The following is a 21,406-nucleotide window of genomic DNA, read 5'->3' on the forward strand; positions in this document are numbered from 1 at the left end:
TATGAGTCGAATGAAGGAACAATGAAAATATTGTAGAAATATTGTAGAGGAATGAGGCTGGAAAAGGAGTGTAAGAGAATGACTGAAACGCTCGATGGCGCAGAAGATATCAGAAAATTAGAAAAAGAGAACGAATATTTGCGAACAGAGTTGATGCAGCAAAAAATGCTGTTAAATAAGACGTTAGATGCCATTTTTATATTTGATCAGCACCTCAACATCATCCAAGCCAATGAAGCAACATGCAGGCTTGTACAGACACCGAAAGAAGACCTCCTCAATAAATCCGTTCTAGATTTCCTTTACGGCATCCCGAAAGATAAAATTGAATGCTCACTCGATCTATTTTTTCGAAAAGGTACGTTAAAAAGAGAAATCTCCATTCAGCTGGAAAATGGTGAAACAAAATACATTGAATTTGTCGCAGAGCACGACACCATGAATCAGCAATATATTGTCGTCATGCGAGATATTTCCTCAAAGAAAATATTAGAACGAGAACGCTCCATGAATGAGCAGTTGTTCAAAGATTTGTTTGACCGAGCCATTGACGGGATGGTCATTTTTGATCAGGATGGCTGCATGATTGATGCGAATCATTCTTTTTGTCAGAGCTTTGAGCTGCAAAAGACTGATTTAACCGATCGCTATTTACATGAATTTGTCGACGAAGAAAATCTTCCATCCTTACAGCACCTTTTAACGTCACTTAAAGAAACAGGGAAAGCAAAAGGAGAGCTTCCTGTTACTCTACAATCTGGCCAGTACAAATTATTCGAGCTCACCATTACATCAAATGTGATGAGCGGTTTTTATATGTCCATCATGCGGGATATTACAGAAAAAAGGTTAATGGAAGAAAAGCTGTTAAAAAGTGAGGAACGCTTTAGAGAAATTTTTGAAAATGCAATGGATGCGATCATCATATGGGCGGATGATGGAGAGATTGTGAGAGCCAATGAATCAGCCTGCCGCATTTTTGAATTGCCTATGCATTCACTGATTGGCAAGAAACTCACAGACTTTCTCGTGAAATCTGATCAGAGATATAGACCGACTAGAAGACGATATATTCGGAATCATGAAATAAGGGAAGAGCTTTTGTTCAGAATGGCAAATGGTCAGTTTAAAGAGCTCGAGTTTACATCAAAGCATGCGGTATTAGAAGGACAGCACTTAACCATTTTACGTAATGTGAGTGATCGAAAAAGGATGGAGGAGGAGCTGCGCGAAAGTGAGCTCAAATTTCGTAAAGTATTTAATGGATCAATGGACGGCATTGTTCTGTTTGATAACCAATACCGCATTATCGAAGTCAATCCATCCGCAAGCGAGCTACTAGGATTGAAAAGTGATCATTTAACGGAAATGAACCTTTTCCACATCCTTGCGCCTTATCAAATTGAACATTTGGCACAGCCTGCCCAGGCGATGTCATTAGATGAAATGGACAATGAAGTGCCATTTGTGCTGAACCACCCAGATCAGCGGATATTGGAATTCTCTTTTAAACGCAACATCATTCATAATATGAATTTGGCGATCTTTAGAGATGTGACAGAGCGGAAGGAATTAGAAGAACGGGTGAGAAAATCAGATACCCTTCATGTGGTCGGAGAGCTTGCCGCTGGAATTGCGCATGAAATTAGAAACCCGATGACAGCATTAAAAGGCTTCATTCAGCTGCTAAAAGGAAATATAGAAGGGGAGTATTCGCTCTATTTCAATGTCATCACTTCAGAGCTGAAAAGAATTGAATCGATCATCACCGAATTTTTGATTTTAGCAAAGCCGCAAGCCATCGTATTTGAAGAAAAAAATGTGGTGCAAATTGTGAAAGACACGATGGATCTGTTGCACGCACAGGCGAATCTTGGCAACGTTCAAATGCATCTCAATGTGATTGATGAGATTCCGCTCATTTATTGTGAACAAAACCAATTAAAACAAGTCTTTATTAACATTTTAAAAAATGCAATTGAAGTCATGCCGAGAAAAGGAAATGTCTATGTGAGCATTCAGCGGAAGGGCGAAGAGCATATTGTCATTTCACTGCGGGATGAAGGCTGCGGAATGGCAGAGGACAAGCTGAGGCGTCTAGGGGAACCATTTTATACGACAAAAGAAAGAGGAACTGGACTTGGCTTAATGGTTAGTTATAAAATTATTGAAGAGCATCAAGGAACGATTGAGGTAGAAAGTGAGGAAGGGATAGGAACCGTCTTTCATCTCACGCTGCCACTGAGGCAGAAGAAACAAGAAGGAGAGCATTAACGTGTATTATACCGTCTATCACGCACCAATTGGGGCACTATACATACTAGAAAAAGACGATGCCATCATCGAAGTGATGTTTGATGATGAGCCGTTTTTAGCAAAAAAACAGGAAGCCAATCTAAAAGAAGAAGAAACGTCTGTATTACAAGAAGCAAAAAAGCAGCTAGATGAATATTTCAAGGGTGAGCGCCAAGAATTCGATCTCCCGCTCAAGCAAAAGGGAACTTCGTTTCAAGAGCAAGTGTGGGCAGCACTTTCGACTATTCCGTATGGTGAATCAAAAAGTTATGCAGACATTGCAGAAGCAATTGGTAACCCAAAGGCTGTGAGAGCGATTGGACAAGCCAATAGACGCAATGCATTACCTATTTTTATCCCTTGTCACAGAGTGATTGGAAAAGACCGTTCTCTGACGGGCTATGCAGGAACGAAGACAGATATAAAAGCGGTTCTGCTTGAATTAGAAGGTATCCCATTTGTTCAAAAATAAATCGATTGACCTGTTCCAAATGTTTTCCAAGCGACATATCCTTTTATTAAGCTAAAAAAGTTGGTTGAGGGAAAAAGGAGGGCGCTAGGGAATGTTTTGGGACAAAAAGAATAAAATGTATGCCGTCACATCACTATGTGTCAAAATGAAGGTTTTGACAGAAGAACAGAAAAAAGAAATTTTAGCAAAAACGAATGAAATAAAAAAGCGCGGTGCTCTTAAATAAGAAGTACACGGCGCTTTTTTTATGATCAGAGTGAGATGCTTTCAGTGAACAGAGCATCAATCTCTTCTGTATAGTTTGACGTGATAATCCCTTTCTCTGTAATGATCCCTGAAATGAGATGGTGAGGAGTGACATCAAAGGCGGGATTGAATACCTGAACATCAGGTGGTGCAATTTGGACGCCGTTTAATTCCTTTACTTCCAGCGGGTCACGCTCTTCTATTGGAATATCTGCCCCGTTTTTGGTTGAGATATCAAAGGTAGAAAGCGGTGCAGCTATAAAAAACGGAATTTGAAAATGCTTGGCTAAAATGGCGAGACTTAACGTGCCAATCTTGTTTGCCGTATCTCCATTACGGGCAATGCGATCAGCTCCAACAATGACTGCAGAAATTTGTTTTTCTTTCATCGTATGGGCTGCCATGTTATCTGTAATGAGCGTCACATCTACGCCGCCTTGCATGAGTTCCCATGTTGTCAGCCTAGCCCCTTGGAGAACAGGACGTGTTTCACAGGCATAAATGTGAAGGTCGAGATTTTTCTTTTTGGCTAAATAAAATGGAGCAAGGGCTGTTCCGTACCGGCTCGTGGCGATGGAGCCTGCATTGCAAATGGTCATAATCCGATCACCCGATTTAAAGAGCTGGAGTGCATTTTGACCGATTTGTCTGCATGTTTCTTCATCTTCAATTTGAATTTGAATGGCCTCATGGACAAGGTCTGTTTTGGCTGCATTGACCGAAGCTGCACGATCAATGCGCTGCAACAATCGCTCTAATGCCCAGGCTAGATTCACAGCGGTTGGACGAGCACTGTTTAAATATTCTTTTATCTGAATGACTTCTTGTCTAAACACATCAATTTCTTCTGTCTCAATGTCTTGGGCACTGAGCGCCAGTCCAAAAGCTGCTGTAATGCCAATGGCAGGTGCTCCCCGCACTTTTAACGTGACAATGGCATCATACACGTCTTCTTTTGTATATAGATGCTCAAACTCAGTTTCAGCCGGTAATTTTTGCTGATTCAAAATGTTAATATAGTTTTCTTCCCATTCGACAGAACGGGGGACTTCAAATTCTTTAGACAAAACCCGTCACTCCTTTACAGATTGCTGGAATAATGCGACGAGGTCAGACGCTGTTTCCACTGCATGATATTGTTTGATGAATGTTTTTCCGAGCGTAAGTGCTGCTTTTTTCTGCTGAATCCGTTTAGATGGTGATGGAATCGCATCGAGATCAGCGGCATGAGCAAGGCCAATCGTTCGGCGGACAAGTTCACAGCCCGCAAAGCCTGTCGCTTCTTTTAAAATACGGTCAAAGGTTGTTTCTAAAAAACTGTCTGATACACTAAACGCTTCAATGCTGTCTTCTTTCCAAGCTTTTGCGAACACTTCTTTGAATGTTGCCCATACATTGACGACATGGTCAAAAAGGTGCTGCTGATCATGTTCATTCTCACGGGACAAAGCATTTAGGAACAGGTTAGCGATAAAATGACCAATATCGAATCCGAAGGGACCATAAAAAGCGAATTCTGGATCAATGATTTTTGTTTCCGTCTCACTTGCAAAAATACTGCCTGTATGAAGATCTCCATGAACAAGTGTTTCGGCAGATGTCAGGAAAATACGCTTCAATTCAGCTGCTTTTGCCTGCACTTCAAGATCTGCCCAAAGCGCTTCGGCAGCTTCTCTTAATTCTTCTTCGAAATCATTTGTGCCGCTATCAAAGAAAGGATCTGTGAAGACGAGCTTTTCGGTAATGTCACAAAGGTCCGGATTCGTAAATTGCTTCACAAATTGTTTTTTAATTTTAGGATTTGTGGCAAAGTCAGAAGTGTAAAAAAGTGTTTTTCCTAAAAATTCTCCGACATGATCGGATAAATGCGGATATTGTTTTCCGGCAATTAGCCCTTTTCTGACGATTTCGAGGTGTGATAGATCCTCCATTGCCGTCACAGCAAGAGCTGTATCTGAATAATAGACTGCTGGTACGAGGTGCGGTGTATACTCTGACTGCTTGATCAGGGCAGTACTTTCGATTCTCGCACGGTCTAATGTAAGCGGCCAGCTCTCTCCGACCACCTTGGCGTAGGGCAGTGCCTGCTTGATGATCAAACCTTTTTCTTGTTTATGATCAAAAATATGAAAGACGTAATTTAAATTCCCGTCCCCGATTTCCGTACATGTCAAATGACTACTTTCTTGGATCAAGCCAAGTCTAATTGCGAGTGCAACTGCTGAGCTTTCTGTTAATTCTTCATATGATGCCGTAAGTGTAACCAATTGCTTCCCCTCCAAATCATATAAAAAAGCCTCTTTCTCCTGAGAGAAAGAGGCTTGATGGTGTGTATGCTCAAAGCCTCTCTTATCTCTCAGCACATACGTCTGATGGAATTAGCACCGTGCCCTATAAGACAATTGTCTTGGCGCTTACTTGCTGCGCCCCACTTCACAGTGGTATTAACGGTCGGTTGCTGTTGGGGTCAAAAGGCCAAATCCCTCGCCCAACTCTCGATAAGAGAAATCAATATGTCATTGTCTCGTGTCTGTTTGCATTTCTTAATTCAAGATATTATCAGAGCTGCGCTTCACATGTCAATCCTTTTTCAAAATTGCTTTACAATTCGTAAAACAATCCATTACAGTATTTGTATTGCTACGTAACTTGAATAGAAGGTGAAGAAAAATGGAATTCCAGCAATCAGATGTATTGAAACAATTACCGACACAATTTTTTGCATCCCTTGTCCAAAAGGTCCAGAAAAAGGTGCAGGAAGGCGCAGATATTATTAATTTAGGGCAGGGAAATCCTGACCAGCCAACTCCCGCGCACATTGTAAAAGCCATGCAGGAAGCGGTATTAAAACCTGAAAATCATCAATACTCGTCATTCCGCGGAACAGCGAAATTAAAAAAGGCTGCCGCTGCCTTTTATGAAAGAGAATATGGTGTCACGCTTGATCCGATGACGGAAATTGCGATTTTATTTGGCGGGAAAGCAGGGCTTGTTGAGCTGCCGCAATGCCTGCTGAATCCGGGTGATACGCTCCTTGTTCCAGACCCAGGTTATCCTGATTATTGGTCAGGTGCTGTGCTTGCTGGAGCTCAGATGGTGACGCTGCCGCTTCTTGAACAAAATGATTTTTTACCTGACTATGACAGGTTGCCTGAGGATGTTAAGGAAAAAGCAAAGTTGATGTATTTAAATTATCCCAACAATCCGACAGGTGCCACGGCAAGCCGTTCATTTTTTGAAGAAACCGTTACATTCGCAAAAGATCACAAGCTATGTGTTGTCCATGATTTTGCCTATGGCGGCATTGGGTTTGATGGGGAAAAGCCAATCAGCTTTTTGCAAACAGATGGAGCGAAAGAGACAGGAATTGAAATATACACATTGTCTAAAACGTATAATATGGCCGGCTGGAGAGTAGGTTTTGCAGCAGGAAATCCGTCTGTTATTGAAGCGATTGAGCTTTATCAGGATCACCTGTTTGTTTCACTGTTCAAAGCCACTCAAGATGCGGCAGCGGAAGCTTTGTTAAGCGACCAAACGTGCGTACAGGTGCAAAATGATCGATATGAGAATCGGCGAAATGTGTGGATTGCTGCCTGCAAGGAGATTGGCTGGGAGGTCACTGCACCAAAGGGGTCGTTTTTTGCTTGGCTAAAGGTGCCAGAAGGATATACATCCGAATCTTTTGCTGGCGTATTATTAGAGAAAGCACATGTGGTTGTGGCGCCGGGGAATGGGTTTGGTACTCACGGTGAAGGATACGTGAGAGTAGGACTTTTAACAAATGAGGAGCGGTTAAAAGAAGCCGCTCGGCGAATCGATTCCTTGAATCTGTTTGAAAATAAGCCATTGACAACATGAATAAACGGTGCGATAATTCAGACAATATTTAAGAAAATTGAATATTCTTATCAAGAGTAGGCAGAGGGACTAGCCCAATGAAGCCCGGCAACCGACTTCCATGAAGCACGGTGCTAATTCTTGCAGCAAGCGCTGAGAGATAAGATTCGGATGAATGACACGAAACAACCTCTTTAAGGCGCTGATAAAGCACTTGGAGAGGTTTTTTTATTGACCATATGCATGACGCAATCGAAAGGGGATTCCTAGTGAGTGAATTACTGGCAACATACGTATTAACACATCGAGAGGATGAACAAGTAAACCGAAAAGCGGAGCAGATCGCGCTTGGTTTAACAGTTGGATCATGGACGGATTTGCCGCAGCTCAAAAAAGAGCAGCTTCAAAAGCATAAAGGCCGGGTGGAAAAGGTATCAGAAAAGTTTGCTCCAGCCGAAAATGGCCTATATCAATCTGAGGTGACCATTGCTTATCCTGAGGCTAACTTTTCAGCGGATATTCCGGCCGTTTTGACGACGATCTTTGGAAAGCTTTCACTAGATGGAAAAGTGAAGCTAATCGACATTCAATTCTCGGATCGATTGAAAAGAAGTCTGCCAGGACCGGTATTTGGAATTGATGGCATACGAAAAAAAGTAGGCGTGTTTGATCGACCTTTGTTGATGAGTATTTTTAAAGGTGTCATTGGCCGTGATATGGCAGATTTAAAAGAACAGCTCCGTTTACAAGCATTAGGCGGCGTTGACTTTATCAAAGACGATGAAATTTTATTTGAGAGCCCACTAGCCCCTTTTGAAGAACGAATCAAAGAAGGAAAAAAGATATTAAAAGAAACATATGAAGAGACAGGGCACCGAACGCTATATGCCGTTAATTTAACAGGCAGAACCTTTGAACTAAAGGATCGAGCAAGAAAGGCAGCTGAGCTTGGAGCAGATGCACTCTTATTCAATGTTTTTGCCTACGGGTTAGATGTCATGCAAAGCTTAGCTGAGGATCCAGATATTCGATTGCCTATTATGGCCCATCCCGCAGTAAGCGGCGCTTTGACATCATCGCACGAATATGGATTCTCCCATTCTCTTCTTTTAGGTAAATTAAATCGATATGCAGGCGCTGATTTGAGTCTTTTTCCCTCACCGTATGGGTCGGTCGCACTTCCGAAAAAAGATGCCTTTGGAATCTATGAAGCTTGTGTAAAAGAGGATTCGGTTCAAAAAACGTTCCCTGTTCCGTCAGCAGGCATTCATCCTGGAATGGTTCCAGTTTTGATGAAAGATTTTGGACTCGATCATGTGATAAATGCTGGTGGAGGAATTCACGGACATCCGCGTGGAGCCATCGGCGGAGGGAAAGCATTTCGATCGATCATTGATGCGGTGATACATGGAGAGTCGATCCAAGAGAAGGCAGCTTCTTGCCAAGACTTAAAAGCAGCACTTGAACTATGGGGAAGGGTAGCAGAATAAATGAAAAAACCAATTGTATGTTGTGATTTTGATGGAACCATTACGAAAAATGATAATATCATTCGCATCATGAAACACTTTGCACCAAGTGAATGGACGAAGCTGAAGGACGATGTTCTCACAAAGGAGATCACCATTCAAGAAGGCGTCGGGCAGATGTTTCAATTACTGACGAGTGATCAAAAAGAAGCCATTCAATCGTTTATTTTAGAAGATACAGAGATTCGAGAAGGATTCAAGCAATTTGTTGATCATGTGAAAAAGGCTGATATTCCCTTCTATGTGCTAAGCGGCGGGATGGACTTTTTTGTTTATCCCATACTCGAGGGCATTGTGGATCGAGACGATATTTATTGCAATCATGCGTCATTTGGGGAAGAGCATATTCAGATTGAATGGCCGCATGCCTGCGATTCGCAATGTCAAAATGGCTGCGGATGCTGCAAGCCGTCAATCATTCGAGAGCTGACCTGTGAGAATGACTTCATTATCATGATTGGAGATTCAGTCACCGATGTGGAGGCGGCAAAGCATGCGGATCTCACATTTGCGCGTGACTACTTGCTAAACGAATGTAAAGAGCTCGGGCTTGTCCATCTAGAGTATGAAACATTTATTGATCTTAAAGCACAATTTGATCAAATAAAGGAAGTGAAGGAATGGCAGACGCAAAGAGCAAGCGCTGGCAGGAGCTAGCAGACGTCAAACGTGAACTGGCACAAAGAGACTGGTTTTACGGAACAAGCGGCAATTTATCGATCAAGGTGTCGGATGATCCAATCACGTTTTTGGTGACGGCAAGCGGTAAAGATAAACGAAAAGAAACAGATGAAGACTTTGTTTTAGTAAATGCAGCAGGTAAGCCTGTTGATCCGAACGAACCGCTTAGACCATCAGCTGAAACATTGCTTCACAACTACGTGTATGAGCAGACGAATGCAGGCTGCTGTCTCCATGTTCATACAATCGATAATAATGTGATGTCTGAGCTGTATGGGGATAGGGGCGAGGTTCGTTTCAAAGGAAACGAAATCATCAAAGCGCTTGGTTACTGGGAAGAGGATGCAGAAGTGTCGTTACCGATTATTGAAAATCCAGCCCATATCCCGCATCTTGCAGCACAATTTGCAAAGCATCTCACTGAAGAGTCGGAATCAGGTGCTGTGCTCATTCGAAATCACGGCATCACAGTCTGGGGAAAAACAGCCTCAGAAGCAAAACGAGTATTAGAGGCGTATGAATTTTTGTTTAGCTACCACTTGAAATTAACGCTTTATCAAAAGCAGCTTGTCACATAAAAAGGAGGAAAAGCACATGGCGACGATTTTGATTCATAACGAAGAGAACACATTACTTGAAAGCGAGCAAGAGGTGGCAGCCTATTTAGAAAACCAAGGGGTCATTTATGAGCATTGGGATATTGCAAAGCTTCCAAACCGATTATCAGAAAAGTATGATTTAACAGATGAGGAAAAGGAAGAGATTTTGACTGTTTTCCAAAAGGAAATCGAGAGTATATCTGAAAAACGAGGATACAAAGCGCAGGATGTGATTTCATTATCTGACGCCACACCAAACCTAGATGACCTGCTCCAAAATTTTCAGCGTGAGCATCACCATACAGATGACGAAGTACGCTTTATTGTAAGCGGACATGGAATCTTTGCCATTCAAGGTAAGGATGGCGTCTTTTTTGACGTGAGACTGAATCCAGGCGATTTAATTTCTGTTCCGCCACATATTCGTCACTATTTTACACTTCAAAAGGATCGAAAAGTGGTTGCCGTTCGCATATTTGTCACAACTGAGGGCTGGGTGCCAATTTACGAGGAAGAAAAGGTTTAATGACAAAAGCTGATCATTCCGCATGAGGCGGAAGATCAGCTTTTTTTTAGGGAAATAGACATAAAATGAGAAAGAAAATAGTTGATTTTGATCTTCTACATAGGATAAAATTCTGTTTAATCCATGTGTCAGTCCTGTCCAAATTTGAAGTTTACCCCCAAATATGATTGGGTAAGAGGTCTTTAGGCTGTAAAAAATTAAATAAAATTAGCATATTTAATTTAATTTACAAATAAAGTATAATTTTGGTGTCGGATCATTTTGAGCATAGACAGTCGAATTCATTGCGGGAGCTGAGATCATGAATATTTATGTAAGAAAAGAACAATTGCTAATGTCCATTGATGAGAAGAGAAAACAGATGGTAGAAGCTGCTCAAGCAGAAGGCTACACTGGTGAGACGACAATTAAATATAGTCAAGAACTGGACAACCTGATGAATGAGTATCAGCATCTCCTTTTTCATGAGAAACAATCTGCCCCCTCCTTTCATGATCTTGTAACTCAAATGAGTCTTCTATCTGTGAACCGTCCCTCTTATTGACATGAAAAAACCGGTCTTGCCTAAGCAAAACCGGCTGAATGTTTCAGCTATGCTGAGTGAGCAGAAGGAAGCATGATCATGACGGTTGTTCCTTTATTCACTTCGCTCTCGATATCAATTGTTCCGCCATACATCGAAATGATTCGTTTACACACAACAAGCCCAAGACCTGTCCCTTTTTCCTTCGACGTAATAAAAGGGAGGAAGATATGTTTTAACATTTCTTCTTGTATGCCTTCACCCGTATCCTTCACTTTAATAATGACATGTTCTTTTTCAGCCTCAATCAAAATCTTCAAATGACCGCCATTTGGCATCGCTTCTAACGAGTTCTTCGCTACATTTAATACGACTTGTTTAATGTGATCCTTTGTGCAATATACCCCAACATCTTGAATCGTATTAATTTGCAAATCAACCTCAACATTATAAAGGTTCGCCTCAGAGAAAACGATCGGCATGATCTCACTGACAATTTCTTTGACAGAGTTATTCTGCCATTTTTCTGCCGTTGGTTTCCCTAATACAAGAAACTCACTGACGATTTGATTGATTCGTTTAATTTCTTCTTCAATGACAGAAAAATAGAGCTGATCTTCTTCAGAGTGATACTTCTTTTGCAAAAGCTGTATAAATCCACTAATCCCTGTTAATGGGTTGCGAATTTCGTGTGCCGTACTTGCTGCGAGGGTTCCGATTAATTCAAGCTTTTGCGCTTCATTTTGGTGACGCTCCTGCTGGGTTTGACGCCTTAAAATAACATATTGAACAAGTGTGAATAAAATATTTAATAAAATAAAAGCACTGGATAAAGGGATCAGCATAACAGACAGCACTTCACCTGTAGAAGCGCGTTGCGGATAGACCTCTAGCTTCCAGCTGTTTTCATCTAAATATGTAGACACGGTGCTGCCATTTTCTGATGCTGGCTGTGGACCACTTGTAAACACGACATGTCCATTTTGATTCAGCATCTTAAAATGAAGATCAGGGTTCAATACATTCATAATATTTCTTAAATAATCAATTTGAATGGCGGCGACTAGCACATTGGTGACTTCTTCGTTTTCATCCAGCACAGGCACGCAAATGGAAAGAATCCGCTGTTTTGTAATTCGGCTCACATAGTTATCTGTGATCACCGTCTGCTTGGTCACTTGAATGCGCTTAAAGTAATCTCTGAATGATAGGTTGATTTTTTCCTTTAATGGTGTGGTGCTTACTGTTACATTTCCTTTTTTGTCTAGGAGATACAGGCCTGAAAAACGAGGTTCTTGTTTATAGATTTTCTCTAGGATGTTTTTTACTTTTTTCGTCTCAAGAGGCTGGTCAAATCCCATGGCAAGTGAAGTTAATCTCGCTTCTGTTTCACTAATTAAATAATTCATTTGGTTTTTGTGAATATTTAACATAAGTGTAGCAGTTTGTTTGTTTTTTAAGTCGATTTTTTCCGTTTCTTTTTCATAGATAAAATAACTAATGATTAGGGTTGGAATCATGACCAAAATAAGGTACAGCCTGATCTTCTTCCAAAACCCTTTCAGTATACTCATCATTCATCGCTCCAACGTATTACCTAATAGACTTATTATAGCATTGAACCTATGTTTATTACGATGACTTGTGTGATTTTTAAAAAATTAGGTGATTCGTTCTGGTCTCATTTTCATGCTAAAGATAGATCAAAATGTTGACATTTTACTTATTGTTTATTAATGTCACATTAGTGGGGTGTATTTCATAAAGGATGATAAAAAATGGAAAATCATAATGTTGAAAAATCTTTGAAATTATTTATTGTATTATCACGTGCCTATCGCTCAATTAATCATCACATGAACAAACATATTGTGAAGCACGGGCTGAATCCGACTGAATTTGCAGTATTAGAATTGCTGTATCATAAAGGGGATCAGCCGCTTCAGCAAATCGGTGATAAGATTTTACTTGCAAGCGGCAGCATCACGTATGTGGTCGATAAATTGGAGAAGAAAGAACTCCTCAGTCGTAAGGCCTGTGCAGAAGACCGCAGGGTCACATTTGCGCATATTACCGAGCAGGGACGAGCTTTGCTTGATGATATCTTCCCAGATCATGCGAAAGAAATTCATGAGATGATCAGTGTCCTGAGCGAAGAAGAGAAGGATGCCTGCATTGACATGCTTAAACATGTGGGACTGCGTGCAAAACATTTATATGATCATAAAGAATAAATAAAAAAGGAAGCCGAGGGCTCCCTTTTTTATTTTGCTTTTTTCTCAATCGGTAAAATAAGTACTTCTACGCGTCGGTTTTTACTTCTGCCTTCTGCTGTGTCATTTGAAGCGATTGGCTTGAATTCACCGAAACCTTTTGTACTAAAGTTTTCTTGGTTTAAATTGCTGTTCTCAAGAAGAATACTTAAAAAGTTTACAGCACGTATGGCACTTAAATACCAGTTGGATTCAAATTCTGAATTTCTGATCGGAACATTATCAGTATGTCCGCTAATGACGATGTCACGAGCGGGGTTAATGACGAGTAGTTTTGAGATTTCCTTTGCTAACGGGACATCTTGAGGGCGAATAATCGCCCGGCCAGAATCAAAGAAGATACTGTCTTCTATCGTAATGAGCAAACCTTCGTCCGTGAGCTTTGTTTCGAGCTTAGCTCCAAGTTTCTTATTGGCAATGAAGGAATCCACTTGCTTTTTGACCTTTGTGAGAACGGCATGATCTCGAGCTTTCGCTTGAGCTTCTTCATCCTCTTCAGCTGCTTTTTTGGTCTGGTTGCTATTTTCAGTTTCTTCAGTGCTTTGCATGCTGGTTTGATCCATGACACCTGTACCGCCCGTAAAGACGACATTAAAAGACTTGGCCATCTGTTCATACTTTGCCGCATCAATCGAACTTGATGCAAAAAGCACAATGAAGAGAGCGAGTAGAAGCGTCAGAAGATCGGCATAAGGGATCAGCCAAGATTCATCTACATGGTCATCGTGATCATGTTTTTTACGTTTCCTAGCCATTTTGTTTTTCTCCTTCTTCAATGACAAGATTTGCACGTTCTTTCGCTGGTAAGTACATGAGAAGTTTTTGTTCAATCACTTTTGGAGATTGACCTTCAAGAACAGAAAGGATCCCTTCGATCATAATTAGACGAAGTTTTACTTCTTCCTTTGATTTACGCTTTAGCTTGTTGGCAAATGGATGCCATAACACATACCCTGTAAAAATCCCAAGCAGTGTGGCAACGAAGGCTGCACTGATTGCATGTCCAAGTGCTTCAATATCTCCCATGTTAGCAAGTGCAGCAATAAGTCCGACAACGGCGCCAAGTACACCAAGCGTCGGAGCGTATGTACCGGCTTGTGTAAAGATTAATGCGCCTGACTGATGTCTTTCAGACATGGCGTCAACTTCCTCTGTTAAGACGTCGCGAATAAATTCTGCACTTTGACCGTCAACCGCCATGCTTAAGCCGTTCTTAAGGAAATCGTCATCTACTTCCTCAATGCTAGCTTCTAATGCTAAAAGACCTTCACGACGCGCAATTTGTGCCCAGTTTGAAAAAAGAGGGATCATTTCTTGAATCGTTGGAAGCTTGTTGTCTTTAAAAATTTTGCCGAACAATTTTGGTGTTTTCTTAATTTCACTAGATGGGAATGCGATGACAACAGCTGCAATCGTCCCAACCACAATGATCAATATAGCCGCTGGGTTGATAAGAGCGGTTAGACTTACACCTTTCAGAACCATACCGACACTCAGTGCAATAAATGCTAAAATAATACCTATTAACGATGTTTTGTCCATTATCTCACCAAATCCTTTAACTATCTTTTTCTATAGTTAATATCGGTGTCTTCTAGAAGGGTTTTAGTCTGAATATCAAATTAAGGCAGTTTCTGTGAAGAATTTTTGACGAAAGCGCTTTCTATTACCTTAAAAAAGAAACTCCCTCTGATATAAAGGGAGTTTCTTTTTAATTTCTTTGAGCGGTTTCAATTAAAAGCAGCTCTTTTAATTTTTCCTCATACATGATTTTGACAAGATCATAGCTCCAATTCATCATGTGATCCACCTCTTTTTCTTTTATCTTAAAGGAATAGAGGCGGGGGAGCGTCGGCGTGCGGATGGAACTTAGACACCGCAACATGATGGAGCTATAGATCCTTCTTAAGATGTACTTATCCTTTTTTTACGACAATTTCGTTATCTTCAACTTCTACAGTAAATCCTGAAAGCTGTTCTTCTTCAAGCAATATTTCCGTCATTTGATCTTCAACATGCTCTTGAATGGTTCTTCGCAGTGGACGAGCACCAAATGCAGGATGGTATCCAAGTTCTGCAATTTTTTCTTTCGCTTCATTTGTCACATGGACTGTTAAATTTTGCTCTTTTAATTGTTCTGATAGCTCATTGAGCAAAAGATCCACAATCTTCACCAAATCATCTCGATCTAATGAATCAAACTGAATGATGCTGTCAAAACGGTTCAAGAATTCTGGCTTGAAATAGGCGCTGAGTGAATCAATGAGTGATTGCTCCTCAATTGCTTCTTCCTGATCAGACTGGAAGCCGACTTTGACCGTTTTATCTGTGCTGCCTGCGTTACTTGTCATAATAATGACCGTATCTTTAAAGCTGACGGTTCTACCTTGGCTATCTGTTAACCGGCCATCTTCCATGATTTGAAGGAACATGTGCTGCACATCAGGGTGTGCTTTTTCGATTTCATCCAGCAAAATGATGCTGTATGGTTTTCTGCGTACTTTTTCCGTCAGTTGACCCGCTTCATCATGTCCAACATAACCAGGAGGAGAACCGATGAGCTTAGATACTGAGTGTTTCTCCATGTACTCACTCATATCTAAACGGATGATCGCATCTCTTGAACCAAATAATTCTTCAGCTAGTGTTTTTGACAATTCGGTTTTCCCGACACCTGTTGGTCCAACGAATAGGAAGGAGCCAGTTGGTCTATGTTTCGATTTTAAGCCGGCTCTGCTTCTCTTCACAGCTTTCGCTACCTTTTCAACCGCATGTTCCTGACCGATCACTCGTGCTTTTAAGCGGACGTCAATTTCTTTCATTTTGGTTTGTTCGTCTGCTTGCAGTTTGCCGACAGGGATGCCTGTTTTTTGTTCCACAATGGCTTGAATGTCTTCTGCTGTGACGACATGTTCTTTGTCATTTGTTTTGTTTTGAAGTCTAGCTTCAATGGCCTCTTCTTCATCTCGAAGCTTCGCTGCTTTTTCGTATTGTTCTTCTTTTAAAGCGACTTGTTTTTCAGCAGCAATTTCTCTCAGACGATTTGTTAGTTCATCTTCGCTTGCTGCATCAATGGAGAGGTTCGCTTTTGAACCTGCTTCATCCATTAAATCAATGGCTTTATCCGGCAGATGACGGTCTTGAATATACCGGGAAGATAATTGAACACACGCTTGAATGGCTTCGTCTGAATAGGTGACGCCATGGTAGCTTTCGTACTTATCTTGAATGCCTTTTAAAATTTCGATCGCTTCAGCTTGTGTTGGCTCATCTACAATGACGGGCTGGAAGCGTCGTTCAAGTGCGGCATCTTTTTCAATTTGACGATATTCTTTTAATGTCGTCGCACCTACTAGCTGGAGCTCGCCTCGTGCAAGAGCTGGTTTTAAGATGTTTCCAGCATCCATTGACCCCTCGGCAGATCCTGCGCCTACAAGAAGATGGATTTCATCTACAAATAAGATAATATTTTTACGGCTTTGCAGTTCTTTAATTAATTGCTTCATTCTTTCCTCAAATTGACCACGTATCCCTGTATTCGCTACAAGGGAGGAGACATCTAATAAATAGATTTGTTTGTTCTTTAATTTATTTGGTACATCGCCACTTGCAATTTTCAATGCAAGTCCTTCAGCGATCGCTGTTTTCCCAACACCTGGTTCACCAATGAGGACAGGATTGTTTTTATTTCTTCTATTTAAAATCTCAATGACTCTTGCGACTTCTTCATCACGGCCGATGACTGGATCAATTAAACCAGCATTTGCGCCATCTGTTAAATTGCGGCCAAGTTCATCAAGTAAGCCTTTTTGCTTTGGCTGCTCTACGTTTTGCGTATGTCCTGCTTGCTCTTGCCCAGAGAAGAATGAGCTTCCTCCGAACAATTGAGGTCCCATTTTCATTTTTGATTGCTCCATCAAAGAGGTGTAGCAGTCTTCACATAAAACCATTTGGCTCCGGGATGAATTCACTTGCATATTCAGGCGAATTGTTGCTTCATTTACTTGACAATGTTGACAACGCATTTGCCATGACCTCCTTATGATAAAAGTTTGACTTTATTTGACCAATGAATGTTAAAGAAAATGGTCTGTTGTTTGACCATCTTTGACTATAGTATACTCTGACCTATTTTGACTTTCAACTGTTTTGCTCAAAGGCGGGTGAAAATCCTTTTTTGCATTTAATCATGGTTTGTCCTTCTTTTCAAGGAACTTGTCTCATAGGATAAAAAAAGACAATCGAAAGTGATGGGTGCGGAGGGGTCACATGAAACGTTCAAATGAATCCGCTTTTCAGCTTGCCTTTGTATATGTAGGAACAGTGGTTGGAGCTGGGTTTGCGACCGGAAAAGAAATCGTAGAATTTTTTGTTCGTTTTGGCTGGATTGGATTATTCGGAATCTTGATTAGCGGCGCTATTTTTACTGGACTTGGGGCAAAAATGATGCTCATTTCTAAACGAATTGAAGCAGAGTCTTATCAAGATATGAACCGGTTTCTATTTGGCGCAGCTGCAAGCAGGTATATTAATGTCGTCATGTTTTTTATTTTATTAGGCGTCACTTCAGTGATGATTTCTGGCGCAGGTGCTATATTTGAAGAGCAGCTAGGCATATCGAAGGAATATGGGATCTTTTTGACGATCATTCTGAGCGTAATTGTGCTTTTGAAAGGATCAAAAGGATTATTTGGTGTCAATGTTCTCGTCGTCCCAATGCTTATTTTCTTTTCAATGATTGTGTTTCTTGATTCATTCGTTTTTAGCAGTAGTGAAAGTTATGTTCTTGCGCTGCAAATGGGTGAGGGAGAGTGGATTTTATCAGCTATCTCATATGGTGCTTTTAATTTGGCACTTTCTCAAGCAGTGTTAGTGCCCGTCGCAAATGAAATGACCTCTGAAGCGGTGATTAAAAAGGGAGCTGTGCTTGGGGGCGCCATGCTGACAATTATTTTATTTGTATGCTTTTTATCTCTTTCTTCATTAGATATGCTGGAGGCGTTTGATATTCCAATGGCTCAGGTCGTGTATCAAGTAGCAAATTCCATTCACCTCATTTATTTATTTGTGATCTTCGGCGAAGTCTTTACATCCGTCATAGGCAATTTATATGGACTGGAGAGACAAGTGAGGGCGTATATACGACTGAACAGTGTCTTGACAATATCCCTTATTCTCTTATGCTGCTATGTGATTAGTAAAATTGGTTACGGTACATTGATATCAACAGTTTATCCTATTTTTGGCTATGTGAGCATCTTTTTTATCCTCTTTCTTTTTCTAAAAAAAGTGCCTGCATCACATGATAAGTAAAGAAAGGATAGCCTGCATGGAAAATATGTGGTACACTATCCTCTGTGAAAATTGAACAAAAATCCGTGTAAACGGGAGAGGTTCTAGCAAAACCCTCTATAAAAAACTAAGGACTTGCCGTATCCTTGGATGTGGCATTTTTTATTTTTTATGGCTGGGACACCTCATACACATGTAAAGGTGTCTTTTCTTTTGAGAAAAATAGGGGTTTTCATGAGCCTTTCAGATGCAGCTTTGTACGAGTGTATAGATCTGCAAAAGGAGGAGAACAGAAAATGAAAAATGAAAAAGCAGTCGTTGTCTTTAGCGGGGGACAAGACAGTACGACATGTTTATTATGGGCACTTCAACAATTCGAAGAGGTAGAAACCGTGACCTTTCATTATAATCAGCGTCATCAAGAAGAAATTGATGTCGCCAAAAGAATTGCTGACAAGTTAGGTGTGAAGAATCATCTGTTAGATATGTCTCTTTTGAATCAGCTGGCACCAAATGCTTTAACAAGAGATGACATTGACATTGAGGAAAAAGAAGGAGAGCTGCCTTCCACATTTGTACCAGGACGAAACTTAGTATTCTTATCTTTCGCTTCTATTCTTGCGTATCAGATCGGTGCAAGACATATTATCACAGGTGTATGTGAAACAGACTTTAGCGGCTATCCAGATTGCCGTGACGAGTTTGTAAAGTCTTGTAATGTCACAGTGAATTTGGCGATGGAAAAACCATTTGTCATCCATACACCACTCATGTGGCTCAATAAAGCAGAAACATGGAAGCTAGCAGACGAGCTGAATGCGTTAGATTTTGTGAAAAATGAAACGCTCACTTGCTATAATGGCATCATGTCTGATGGCTGCGGGGAATGTCCTGCGTGTAAGCTTCGGAAAAAGGGCTATGACACTTATATGGAAATGAAGGAGGCAAAATAAATGCTTTCTCAAATCTATCCACAAACGAATCATCCATACTCATTTGAATTGAACAAGGATATGCATATATCAGCTGCCCATTTCATCCCAAGAGAGGATGCAGGTGCTTGCAGCCGTGTACATGGTCACACGTACACCATCAATATAACCATTGCTGGAGATGACCTAGATGAATCGGGTTTCCTTGTCAATTTTAGTACACTGAAAAAACTTATTCATGGACAGTATGATCACACGCTACTCAATGATCATGAGGAATTCTCATCAACCGATCCATACGCGATGCCTACTACAGAGGTTGTGGCAAAGACAGTGCATGACAAAGTCGCAGCATATTTATCGACTTTAGCAAATAAACCAGTATGTGTTCAGGTCTTTGTTAGGGAGACACCAACAAGCTACTGCATTTACCGGCCGAAACGAGTTGAACACAATGGCTAAAGCAATTCCTGTATTAGAAATCTTTGGTCCGACCATTCAAGGAGAAGGGATGGTCATTGGACAAAAAACCATGTTTGTCAGAACGGCTGGCTGTGACTACTCTTGCAGCTGGTGTGATTCCGCCTTTACTTGGGATGGATCAGCAAAGCATGACATTCAGTGGCTTCACGCAGAGGACATTGTCAAGGAATTAAAAAGAATAGGCGGACAGGCTTTTTCTCATGTCACCATTTCAGGGGGAAACCCTGCGCTTTTAAAACAAATGGAATCACTTATTGATTTGCTACACGAAGAAGGAATTGATACAGCGCTTGAAACACAAGGGACAATGTATCAGGACTGGTTTTTGAAAATTGATGATTTAACGATTTCTCCGAAGCCACCAAGCTCAAATATGAAAACAGATTTCGCGAAACTCACACGTATCATAGATGAGCTGAAAAACGGAAATAGATTGCAACATGCAAGCCTAAAGGTCGTGATTTTTGACGATCATGATCTAGCCTATGCAAAGGATGTTCATGCGAAATATCCAGAGCTTCCTTTTTATTTGCAGGTAGGAAATGATGACACGACAACAGGTGATGATGCGTACTTATTGACGCACTTATTAAAGAAGTATGAAGCGCTTGTCGATCAAGTAGCGCAAGACCCAGACTTAAATCGCGTAAGAGTGCTGCCGCAGCTGCACACATTATTATGGGGCAATAAACGAGGCGTATAGAAAGGAAGAGACGACATGACGACAAGAAAACCAGAAGAATTAGAAGGTGTCACTTTACTAGGAAATCAAGGAACCAATTATTTGTTTGATTATGCACCACAAGTGCTTGAAACATTTCCGAATAAACATACAAATAGAGATTATTTTGTGAAATTCAACTGCCCAGAATTTACATCACTTTGTCCGCAAACAGGTCAGCCGGATTTTGCGACAGTTTATATCAGCTATATCCCAAATGAAATCATGGTTGAAAGTAAATCATTAAAATTGTATTTGTTCAGCTTCCGTAACCATGGTGATTTTCATGAGGATTGTATGAATATTATTATGAACGATCTCATTGAATTGATGGACCCAAGATACATTGAAGTATGGGGCAAATTTACACCAAGAGGCGGTATTTCAATTGACCCGTACACGAACTACGGAAAACCTGGTACCAAATATGAAGAAATGGCTTCATATCGCATGATGAATCATGATATGTATCCTGAAACGATTGATAATCGCTAATAAAGGAAAAGACATGCCTAATGACATGTCTTTTTTTATGGGTTTGAATGGGATGAATTAGATTGAAGTGATAAAAAAAGAGAAGAGTCATGTCGCTCTCCTCATAAAAATGGGAATAGAACTTGCTAGGACGGCTGGGGGCTACCAGCTCGTAAATTTATTATACATGACAGAACGTATGTTTGTAAAGGTAATTTGTGTTTTTTGCTTATCTTATTTGCTTTGAGATAAAATAGAGGCAATGAACGAATAACGGAGGCGTTTGAGTTGGCAAACAAAGAAGAAAAGACAGAGAAGCTGCTGATGGAACTAAAAGAAGAGCTTCAAATGCTCGAACATCAAAACAAAGAACGATATAAATGGAGTGCCTCCACATTGCTTGGAGTGATTGCACTTTTAATCGATAAAGGCGTTATCACCCCAGAGGAAGTTGACATGTACAAAACGAAAGCGGAAATGCAAACCTTTCATACGCAAAAAGACTGACACTTCTTCATAT

General features: G+C 40.8%; 22 protein-coding genes and 3 riboswitches. Of the genes, 16 read left to right on the top strand and 6 right to left on the bottom strand.

All coding sequences use genetic code 11. The annotated features are described in order from the left end of the window. Window positions 1–78: 78 nt before the first annotated feature. The 3 genes from MHH41_RS06415 (at window position 79) to MHH41_RS06425 (ending at window position 2,993) form a co-directional block, all read left to right on the top strand. Window positions 79–2,274 carry a PAS domain-containing sensor histidine kinase gene (locus MHH41_RS06415; protein ID WP_212045802.1) on the top strand — a complete coding sequence of 732 codons (2,196 nt, stop codon included), beginning with the start codon at window positions 79–81 and terminating at the stop codon, window positions 2,272–2,274. 1 nt (window position 2,275) lies between these two features. Further along, a complete protein-coding gene (locus MHH41_RS06420; protein ID WP_212045803.1) occupies window positions 2,276–2,767 on the top strand; it encodes a methylated-DNA--[protein]-cysteine S-methyltransferase in 492 nt (163 codons plus the stop codon). A gap of 91 nt (window positions 2,768–2,858) precedes the next feature. Continuing rightward, on the top strand, window positions 2,859–2,993 hold the full coding sequence (locus MHH41_RS06425; protein ID WP_003211599.1) for a hypothetical protein: 135 nt from the start codon (window positions 2,859–2,861) through the stop codon (window positions 2,991–2,993). Window positions 2,994–3,018: 25 nt separating this feature from the next. Here the strand turns inward: MHH41_RS06425 and mtnA are convergent, their stop codons facing one another. Both mtnA and mtnK read right to left on the bottom strand, forming a co-directional pair. Next, a complete protein-coding gene (mtnA, locus tag MHH41_RS06430) occupies window positions 3,019–4,080 on the bottom strand; it encodes an S-methyl-5-thioribose-1-phosphate isomerase (protein ID WP_106035826.1) in 1,062 nt (353 codons plus the stop codon). 6 nt (window positions 4,081–4,086) lie between these two features. Continuing rightward, complete coding sequence (gene mtnK / locus MHH41_RS06435; protein WP_034619956.1) at window positions 4,087–5,280, bottom strand: S-methyl-5-thioribose kinase; 1,194 nt, start codon at window positions 5,278–5,280, stop codon at window positions 4,087–4,089. Window positions 5,281–5,359: 79 nt separating this feature from the next. Continuing rightward, window positions 5,360–5,518: riboswitch (SAM riboswitch) on the bottom strand. A 165-nt stretch (window positions 5,519–5,683) separates the two neighbouring features. Here mtnK and MHH41_RS06440 point away from each other — a divergent pair. The 6 genes from MHH41_RS06440 (at window position 5,684) to MHH41_RS06465 (ending at window position 10,732) form a co-directional block, all read left to right on the top strand. Continuing rightward, window positions 5,684–6,874, top strand: a complete 1,191-nt coding sequence (locus MHH41_RS06440; protein ID WP_340865951.1) for a pyridoxal phosphate-dependent aminotransferase — start codon at window positions 5,684–5,686, stop codon at window positions 6,872–6,874. A 44-nt stretch (window positions 6,875–6,918) separates the two neighbouring features. Beyond that, a riboswitch (SAM riboswitch) is annotated at window positions 6,919–7,020 on the top strand. Window positions 7,021–7,122: 102 nt separating this feature from the next. Then, window positions 7,123–8,343 carry a 2,3-diketo-5-methylthiopentyl-1-phosphate enolase gene (mtnW, locus tag MHH41_RS06445; protein ID WP_412056546.1) on the top strand — a complete coding sequence of 407 codons (1,221 nt, stop codon included), beginning with the start codon at window positions 7,123–7,125 and terminating at the stop codon, window positions 8,341–8,343. Further along, window positions 8,344–9,039, top strand: coding sequence for a 2-hydroxy-3-keto-5-methylthiopentenyl-1-phosphate phosphatase (locus MHH41_RS06450; protein WP_050945170.1), 696 nt, complete (start codon window positions 8,344–8,346; stop codon window positions 9,037–9,039). It begins immediately after the preceding gene. Beyond that, on the top strand, window positions 9,003–9,641 hold the full coding sequence (locus MHH41_RS06455) for a methylthioribulose 1-phosphate dehydratase (protein WP_003210888.1): 639 nt from the start codon (window positions 9,003–9,005) through the stop codon (window positions 9,639–9,641). The genes MHH41_RS06450 and MHH41_RS06455 overlap by 37 nt, the downstream gene beginning before the upstream one ends. A gap of 16 nt (window positions 9,642–9,657) precedes the next feature. Beyond that, window positions 9,658–10,188 (top strand): 1,2-dihydroxy-3-keto-5-methylthiopentene dioxygenase, encoded by a 531-nt coding sequence (locus MHH41_RS06460; RefSeq protein ID WP_113386965.1) that lies wholly within the window; start codon window positions 9,658–9,660, stop codon window positions 10,186–10,188. Between the two features lie 301 nt (window positions 10,189–10,489). Continuing rightward, complete coding sequence (locus MHH41_RS06465) at window positions 10,490–10,732, top strand: aspartyl-phosphate phosphatase Spo0E family protein (protein ID WP_050945168.1); 243 nt, start codon at window positions 10,490–10,492, stop codon at window positions 10,730–10,732. 47 nt (window positions 10,733–10,779) lie between these two features. Here the strand turns inward: MHH41_RS06465 and MHH41_RS06470 are convergent, their stop codons facing one another. Further along, on the bottom strand, window positions 10,780–12,285 hold the full coding sequence (locus MHH41_RS06470; RefSeq protein WP_034619953.1) for an ATP-binding protein: 1,506 nt from the start codon (window positions 12,283–12,285) through the stop codon (window positions 10,780–10,782). Window positions 12,286–12,489: 204 nt separating this feature from the next. On the opposite strand from MHH41_RS06470, the gene MHH41_RS06475 reads away from it, so the two are divergent. Beyond that, a complete protein-coding gene (locus tag MHH41_RS06475) occupies window positions 12,490–12,945 on the top strand; it encodes a MarR family winged helix-turn-helix transcriptional regulator (protein ID WP_003211701.1) in 456 nt (151 codons plus the stop codon). 29 nt (window positions 12,946–12,974) lie between these two features. On the opposite strand, the gene motB is transcribed toward MHH41_RS06475, so the two are convergent. From motB to MHH41_RS06490, 3 genes are all read right to left on the bottom strand, one after another. Next, a complete protein-coding gene (gene motB / locus MHH41_RS06480; protein ID WP_003211671.1) occupies window positions 12,975–13,739 on the bottom strand; it encodes a flagellar motor protein MotB in 765 nt (254 codons plus the stop codon). Continuing rightward, entirely contained in the window at window positions 13,732–14,526 is a 795-nt protein-coding gene (gene motA / locus MHH41_RS06485) for a flagellar motor stator protein MotA (RefSeq protein WP_003212085.1), read from the bottom strand. Before motA ends, motB begins: the two co-directional genes overlap by 8 nt. 374 nt (window positions 14,527–14,900) lie before the next feature. Beyond that, on the bottom strand, window positions 14,901–17,009 hold the full coding sequence (locus MHH41_RS06490) for an ATP-dependent Clp protease ATP-binding subunit (RefSeq protein ID WP_113386966.1): 2,109 nt from the start codon (window positions 17,007–17,009) through the stop codon (window positions 14,901–14,903). Between the two features lie 244 nt (window positions 17,010–17,253). Between MHH41_RS06490 and MHH41_RS06495 the strand changes: the two genes are divergently transcribed. The 6 genes from MHH41_RS06495 to MHH41_RS06520 all read left to right on the top strand — a co-directional run bounded on the left by MHH41_RS06495 (window position 17,254) and on the right by MHH41_RS06520 (window position 21,393). Continuing rightward, window positions 17,254–18,297: a YkvI family membrane protein gene (locus MHH41_RS06495; protein ID WP_212045805.1), complete on the top strand. Its 1,044-nt coding sequence runs from the start codon at window positions 17,254–17,256 to the stop codon at window positions 18,295–18,297. A gap of 71 nt (window positions 18,298–18,368) precedes the next feature. Then, window positions 18,369–18,413, top strand: a riboswitch (PreQ1 riboswitch). 159 nt (window positions 18,414–18,572) lie between these two features. After that, window positions 18,573–19,229, top strand: coding sequence for a 7-cyano-7-deazaguanine synthase QueC (gene queC / locus MHH41_RS06500; protein ID WP_003211973.1), 657 nt, complete (start codon window positions 18,573–18,575; stop codon window positions 19,227–19,229). After that, window positions 19,230–19,670: a 6-carboxytetrahydropterin synthase QueD gene (gene queD / locus MHH41_RS06505; RefSeq protein WP_003211826.1), complete on the top strand. Its 441-nt coding sequence runs from the start codon at window positions 19,230–19,232 to the stop codon at window positions 19,668–19,670. Continuing rightward, the gene (gene queE, locus MHH41_RS06510; protein WP_050945163.1) at window positions 19,663–20,394 is read left to right on the top strand and encodes a 7-carboxy-7-deazaguanine synthase QueE; all 732 of its coding nucleotides are present in this window, start codon (window positions 19,663–19,665) and stop codon (window positions 20,392–20,394) included. Before queD ends, queE begins: the two co-directional genes overlap by 8 nt. 15 nt (window positions 20,395–20,409) lie before the next feature. Then, on the top strand, window positions 20,410–20,907 hold the full coding sequence (gene queF, locus MHH41_RS06515; RefSeq protein ID WP_003211403.1) for a preQ(1) synthase: 498 nt from the start codon (window positions 20,410–20,412) through the stop codon (window positions 20,905–20,907). A gap of 267 nt (window positions 20,908–21,174) precedes the next feature. Then, window positions 21,175–21,393, top strand: coding sequence for a hypothetical protein (locus MHH41_RS06520; protein WP_044139792.1), 219 nt, complete (start codon window positions 21,175–21,177; stop codon window positions 21,391–21,393). Window positions 21,394–21,406 lie beyond the last annotated feature (13 nt).

This window comes from Bacillus sp. FSL K6-1145 (assembly GCF_038003425.1).
GTDB classification, from domain to species: Bacteria; Bacillota; Bacilli; order Bacillales; family Bacillaceae; genus Bacillus; species Bacillus pumilus.